This is a genomic window from Clostridium tarantellae, from assembly GCF_009295725.1.
Taxonomy (GTDB): domain Bacteria; phylum Bacillota; class Clostridia; order Clostridiales; family Clostridiaceae; genus Sarcina; species Sarcina tarantellae.
The window spans coordinates 1-7,052 of sequence record NZ_WHJC01000177.1; the positions used below are offsets into that span (position 1 = coordinate 1).

The 7,052-nt window shown below is 25.1% G+C and carries 4 protein-coding genes; 2 read left to right on the forward strand and 2 right to left on the reverse strand.

What is annotated here, in order from left to right:
• Positions 1–161 precede the first annotated feature (161 nt).
• Entirely contained in the window at positions 162–1,967 is a 1,806-nt protein-coding gene (locus GBZ86_RS10805; RefSeq protein WP_152890556.1) for a DUF3794 domain-containing protein, read from the reverse strand.
• Between the two features lie 94 nt (positions 1,968–2,061).
• Complete coding sequence (locus GBZ86_RS10810) at positions 2,062–4,773, reverse strand: DUF3794 domain-containing protein (RefSeq protein ID WP_152890558.1); 2,712 nt, start codon at positions 4,771–4,773, stop codon at positions 2,062–2,064.
• A 477-nt stretch (positions 4,774–5,250) separates the two neighbouring features.
• Here GBZ86_RS10810 and GBZ86_RS10815 point away from each other — a divergent pair, with 477 nt between their 5' ends.
• Both GBZ86_RS10815 and GBZ86_RS10820 read left to right on the forward strand, forming a co-directional pair.
• Positions 5,251–5,931, forward strand: a complete 681-nt coding sequence (locus GBZ86_RS10815) for a hypothetical protein (protein ID WP_152890559.1) — start codon at positions 5,251–5,253, stop codon at positions 5,929–5,931.
• A gap of 168 nt (positions 5,932–6,099) precedes the next feature.
• Positions 6,100–6,882 (forward strand): sulfite exporter TauE/SafE family protein, encoded by a 783-nt coding sequence (locus GBZ86_RS10820; RefSeq protein WP_152890561.1) that lies wholly within the window; start codon positions 6,100–6,102, stop codon positions 6,880–6,882.
• Positions 6,883–7,052: the final 170 nt, after the last annotated feature.

The following is a 7,052-nucleotide window of genomic DNA, read 5'->3' on the forward strand; positions in this document are numbered from 1 at the left end:
CTTATTTGAGTGCGTCTATTTTTAGATATATTTTAACTATAGTTGAAATATATAAAATTATTTTAAAAAATATAGAAAAGGAGCTATCGCTAGCGGATTTTTTTATCCGCTAATGCGACAGCCCCTTTTTGTTTTATTAAAAAATTATATTTTGAAAATTTTTATGGAGTATGAGCTTTTAAGCCAGTTGAGGTGATTTTATAGTACTCTTCGTTAGTATTAGGTCTATGAGTATTACCTTGAGTTGGGAAGTTAGAAATTTCTATAAATTGTTTATATGCATTTGAATAGGTAAGTTCTAGAATATAACCAAACTTAAAAAATACAGTTGTTAATTGATAAGAGTCTACACGTGTTCCACCATCAAAAGGTACTTCTGTAATGGTATTTCCATTTGAATCAAGTAATTTTACATTAAAGAATGTGCCCGGTGTTGGGGGAGTATAATCAGTAGTAGATTCAATGAATATTATTTTATCTAAAGTATTGAATACTATAGAAAACATAATAATGTTAGGATCAGCATTAAGCTTTACAGATATAATATTTGGCAATTGAGTAGTAGATGGTAATGGTAAAGGAGCTGTTGATTGTAGACCTGTGGAGGTTATTTTAAAGAATTCAGTTAAAGTATGATCAGGAGTAGTTCCATAATCAAGAATATAAGTTTGACCTTGAGCTGAAAAATTAGTTATTTTAGCGGTTCTAGGAGAATAAGTAGTTATTTCTATAACATCATTTAAGTTAAAACCTGTATTGTTTAAATCCATTACAAACTTATTGGCATTGGTATTAGAAGGAATAAGAGAATGAAATTTTATAGTGTTTAAATTATTTCCATCTCTTAATTTTAATAAAATCATAGATCTATTTTTAGGATCACTAAATTGATTATTTGTAGAGGTTACTGTTAATGTATTATTAGTAGTATTGAAACTTATTTTTGCTATATCATTATTATTATTGAAAAATATTATTTCATTTGGGATATAATAATTTAATTTATTTTGGGTAATTTTAAAGCTTATCTGATTTTTAGATAAAACATACCTTGGTGTGCTTGAGTCTGGAAAGTTAGTTATTATAACTTTATCAGGTGATTGGGATTGTAAGTTTACAATATCGCCTTCTTGGAAATTTGTATTTGAAATATTATTTAGAAAATCCATACCGCTTTCATTCCCTCCTATTGATTTGGTGATTTTTTCTGTTATTCCATCAGATTGTAATAAAGTAAATTTAAAATAAGCATTTCCACCAGCTGGATCAGTTGTTCTTCCCGTAGAATTAACTACTATTCTCATATCGACATTATCAAAGGTAATAGTTATTACTGCATCATCATTTAAATCATTTAGAATTATATTATTTATAAGAGTGTTAGGTGGAGGAGGTGGTGGTGGTATATTAGTAATGGTACAATTTTCTTTTGGTGGTTGAGGATTAGCACAGGTTAAAGAAGTTTTTTCTGCTAGTAAAAATAATGTTATATTTTGAAAAATGGTTTTACAGTCTATAAGTGATAAGAATACATCTTCAATACAAGTCTTTATACAATATTTATCATTAAAAGGGTCTACATTTCTTTCTAAAATAATATAAGTACAAAATGGAACGGTAAAGTTAGAGCTATAAACAGATTGTTCTTTAGTTAGAGAAGTGTAAATAATTTTTACACAAATAAATCCATCAATTAAAAGTTTTTTTCCTGTTAAAGTCATGCCTTCTGAATTGGGAACAGGACTTACAGGAGTTTCTATGATTTTATTAGAAGTAATTTTTATGTCTACATATATCTTTTCAATTTTTTCAATGTTAGGTTTTTTACAATCTAATATTAAAATATCTGTAATGGAAATTTGAGACCAAGCTTTATTATTAAAAGGTCCATTTTTATGAGAAAAATTTTTAATATCACATAAAGAAATAACTTCATAGTTGTTCTTATTAGAGCAGTTACAATACATTTTAGACCTCCTTGTTTGTATATTTTTGAAAATAACAAACTTATTAAATTAAATATAGGATATTATATGAAAATTTTGAAAAATGGATAATGATTTATAGTGTTATAGGCGAAGGTTTATAAAGTGTTAACCCAGTTGGTGTGATTTCAAAATATTCAGTATCAGCACTAGATACATATATGTCTCCTTTGTTTGGAATATCATTAACTATTATTTCAGTTTTAGAGGAGTCAAACTTTAATTCTAATACTTGGTTAAACTCAAAGAATAAGTTAGAAATTTTATAAATAAAAGGTACAACATCTGTATCACTAGGAGCAATATTTTTTTCAATAATAGTTTTTTGGTTTTTATCAATTAATTTCAGAGAAAAAGTACCAGGAGATAAACCACTAGGAGTTAAATTAGCATATAAAGTTTTACTTAAAGTGTTAAAAAATATATCAAAAATACCAAGGCTTGTAGTGAATACATATTCTATGTTATTTTGTAACTTTGATGGGTTTGGTAAGGTTTGAGGGTTTATTGATTGGAGTTTAGTGGAGGTTATTTGAAAGAATTCTGTTGAAGTTTTTTCAATTTGAGTGGTTGTATCAATAATATGAGTAGCTCCTTGCATTGGGAAGTTAGTTACTTTAGCAGTTCCCACATTATAAACACCTAACTCAATAAAATCATTTAAATTAAAAATTTTATGATTTAAATCAGCTACAAATTGAGATGCATTTTGATTAGAAGGAATAAAGGAAGAATGTTTTATAGCCCCTGTAGATCCGTCTCTTAAGTAAAATAAAATCATAGCTCTATTATCTAGATTAACTATTTGTGCACCAAAAGAAGTTACTAAGAGTCTGTTATTAGTCATATCAAAACCTACTTTTGAAACTTGAATATTATTAGAGTTAATAATTAATATTTCATTTGGAAGTGTATTAAGAGGTGGAGGTGGAGTGTATGGTACTAAACCACTTGGAGTGATTTCAAAATATTCAGTATCATTACTAGATACATATATGTCTCCTTTTTTGGGAATGTCATGAACTATTATTTCGGTTTTAGAAGAATCAAACGTTAATTCTAACACTTGATGAAAATCAAAGAATAAGTTAGAAATTTCATAAATAAAAGGGGCAACATCTCTATCACTAGGGTTAATGTTTTTTTCAACTATTGTTGTTTGATCTTTATCAATTAATTTAAGAGTAAATGGTCCTGAAGATAAACCACTAGGAGTTAAATTAGCATATAAAGTTTTACTTAAAGTATTAAAAAATATATCAAAAATACCAAGGCTTGTAGTGAATACATATTCTATGTTATTTGGTAATTTTGATGGGGGTGATAAAACTTGAGGGCTTATTGCCTGAAGTTTAGTGGAGGTTATTTGAAAGAATTCTGTTGAAGTTTTTTCAAATTGAGTGGTTGTATCGACAGTATGAGTAGTTCCTTGCATTGGAAAGTTAGTTACTTTAGCAGTTTCCACACTATACACACCTAATTCAATAAAATCATTTAAATTAAAAATTTTATGATTTAAATCAGCTACAAATTGAGATGCATTTTGATTAGAAGAAATAAAGGAAGAATACTTTATAGCCCCTGTAGAGCTGTCTCTTAAATAAAATAAAATCATAGCTCTATTATCTGGATTAACTATTTGTGTACCAAAAGAAGTTACTAAGAGTCTGTTATTAGTCATATCGAAACCTACTTTTGAAACTTGAGTATTATTAGAGTTAACAATTAATATCTCATTTGATAAAGTAACTATTGGTGTAGTAATTGTTGGAATGGTGATTGTTGGTATGGTTGTTGTTGGAATATATGCAACTAAACCATTTTTGGTAATGACAAAACTTTCCTCAGTATTTTTAGGTATATATATTGGAGTAGATGTATTAGGGAAATTAGTTATTATAACTTTAGAATTTTCTTCATATTGTAATTTTATAATATCACCATTTTGAAATTTTGTATTTGAAATATTATTTGAAAAATTCATACCATTAGAATTTCCTACTAATTTATTAGTAATTTTTTCAGTTAATCCATCAGGTTTATATAAGGTAAACCTAAAGTAATTTAATCCTCCATTTATATCTGTTACTCTTCCTGTGGAATCAACTAATATTGTCATATTAACTTTATTAAAACTAATTATTATAACTGAGTCATCATTTAAATCATTTAGTATTATATTATTTATAAGAGTGTCAGGTGGAGGAGGAGGTGGTGGTTGTTGTATATTAGTAATACTACAATTTTCTTTTGATGGTTGTATATTTGGACAAGTTAAAAAAGTTTTTTTAGCTAATAAGAATAGTGTTACATTTTGAAAAATAGTTTTACAATCTATAATAGATAAGAATACATCTTCAATACAGATTTTTATACAATATTTATCATTAAAAGTATTAGTGTTTTTTTCTAAAACAATATAAGTACAAAATGGAATGGTAAAATCAGAGCTATAAACAGATTGTTCTTTAGTTAAAGAAGTATAAACAATTTTTGAACAAATGAATCCATCAATTAAAAGTTTTTTTCCTGTTAAAATAATACCTTCTGAATTTAGAGTAGAGCTTATAGGAGTTTGTATAATTTTAGTGGTAGTAATATTTACAGTTACAAAAACTTTTTCAATTTTTTCAATGTTAGGTTTATTACAATCTAATATTAAAACATCTCCAACTGAACTTTCAATCCATGCAGAATTATTAAAAGGTCCATTTTCAGCTGTAAACTTTTTTAAATCACATAAAGATATAACTTCATAGTTATTTTTATTAGAGCAGACACAATACATTTTAATCCTCCTTAATTGTTGATAAAATGATTAATTATAAATCTTTAATGCAATATAATATGCTTATTTTAAAAGTAATGATAAAAAAACTAAAGATTATGTAGGTTTTATAATAAATTAATATAGAGTTTATTTTAAAAGATTCAGTAAAATCATATGCTGAATCTTTTTTAATCTTATTTAATTTATTAATTTGTGATATAATAAATTAAATAATATTTTCATATAAATAGAAATTATAGAGAGAATTTACTTAAAAGGATATTTGAGAAAGTTAGTCAGTTATAGTGTAGTTTTGTTACACAATAGCTGATTTAACTGTTTGTATGAAAATATCATTTGTAGTACTAATATATGTAGTAATATTATAGAAATTTTGTTACAGGAATAATAAATAGTTATTATTTTACCGTATAGTATTGCTTTTATTTTAGTTTTTGTAAATATTAATTGAATTTTAAAAGGAGTGTTTTTATAATGAATGAAGCTGTGAAAAACTGTTTTTTAATTGAGTATGAAAACTTTTTGAAATTAGTTGAAGAGTTACGAAAATCTGCAAAAGATGTATTTGAAGATGATAATAATTTTGATGTAAAAAAAGATGATTATCTTTTAATTAGAAAAAATACTAAGAAAAGTTATAATGAAATTAGGGAACTGAGTAAAATCATTTTAGAAGATGCTATTAAATCTAATTCAGAAATAGTTCTTTTCTTTAATGATTCACAAAGATTTTCTTGGAATTTAGCTTTAGATTTTGATGATGAAAGACTTTTATTAGATGATGATGCTTTTAATTTTAATCATTTATATACTAAATTAATTATGTTTTCAAGTTTATTTATTGAAAATGAGCCGTTACAGCAATCTAATATAAATAAATGGTTAATATTAGAATCACAGTATATGGAACTTAGAAAACTTTTAATATCTAATCGTGAAAGTGTTTATTCTTCTTATGATTTAAAAAAATCAGATAACTATGCAAATTGGAATAGATTAGATGATTGTAATTTATATCTTTCAAGATGTGAAGAATTATTAAAATATAATCTTGAGCTTATGAAACGTAGAAATGAGTTCTTTACCAGTAAAGCAGATACTAACGAATGGTTTAAGGGTATTTCAGGATTACTTCAAGAAAATAGTATATGGTAGTTTAGAGTTTATAAATAAATAGTATAAAAAAGAGGAGTTCCAAGAAATTTGAAACACCTCTTTATATTTAATTAACAAATTTTAAAACGTTTACCTATAACTATCTATAGTTTATAATATAATGGTTAGCTATGTTACTATTTAAAAATCTAAGGAAGTGATTTTTGTATGGTAATTTTATATTTTTTTGTAGGTTTTTTGGCTACATGTATAGGAGCAATAGCTGGTATAGGAGGAGGTTTTATAATTTCTCCTATTTTAATAAGTATAGGAACGTTCTCTATAAGTACTATAGGAGTTTTATCTTCATCAACAGTATTAACAATGTCTATAGTTTCAACTATAAAGCAATTAGTCAATAAGGGAAAATATGAGGTTAGAACAACAAGCTTATTAATTATTGGTTCAATTATAGGTGGAATATTTGGAAGTGATATTTTTAAATATGCTGTTAGAAGTTTTTCTAATAAATCCATGGTAGAATTTATACAATCTATTATATTAGCTATAGTGCTTATTTTCGTTCTTTATTACATGAGAAATAAAGAAAAATTGCGTACATATAATGTTAAAAATTTTATAATGTGTATATTAATTGGTTTATTACTAGGTATGATTTCAGCATTTTTAGGCATAGGAGGAGGTCCTCTTAATGTGGCGGTTTTAACTATATTTTTTTCTATGGATACTAAATCTTGTGTAAGAAATTCCATAGTTATGATATTATTTTCTCAAAGTGCTAAACTAATAAATATTGCAATAACTTCAGGATTTGTAGGTATGAATTTAAGTGTATTACCTTATATGATAGTTGGTGGTGTAGTTGGAGGAATAGTTGGTTCAAGTGTAAATAAGAAAATTTCTTCAGAAAATATAGTTAAGCTATTTGATATTATATTGATATTAATGATTTTAGTTAATATTTTTAATATAGTAAAAGCCATAATATAGTTTAATATGTTTTTTTGATTTCGTTTAAATAACAGATTAAAATAGAAATAAAAAAACTATGAAATTCAAATTTAATTTCATAGTTTTTTTTAATGATTATTATAAATACATATTATATAAAATAAAACATATATAATTAAAAAATTAGAATACAATACATAGTCTATTTA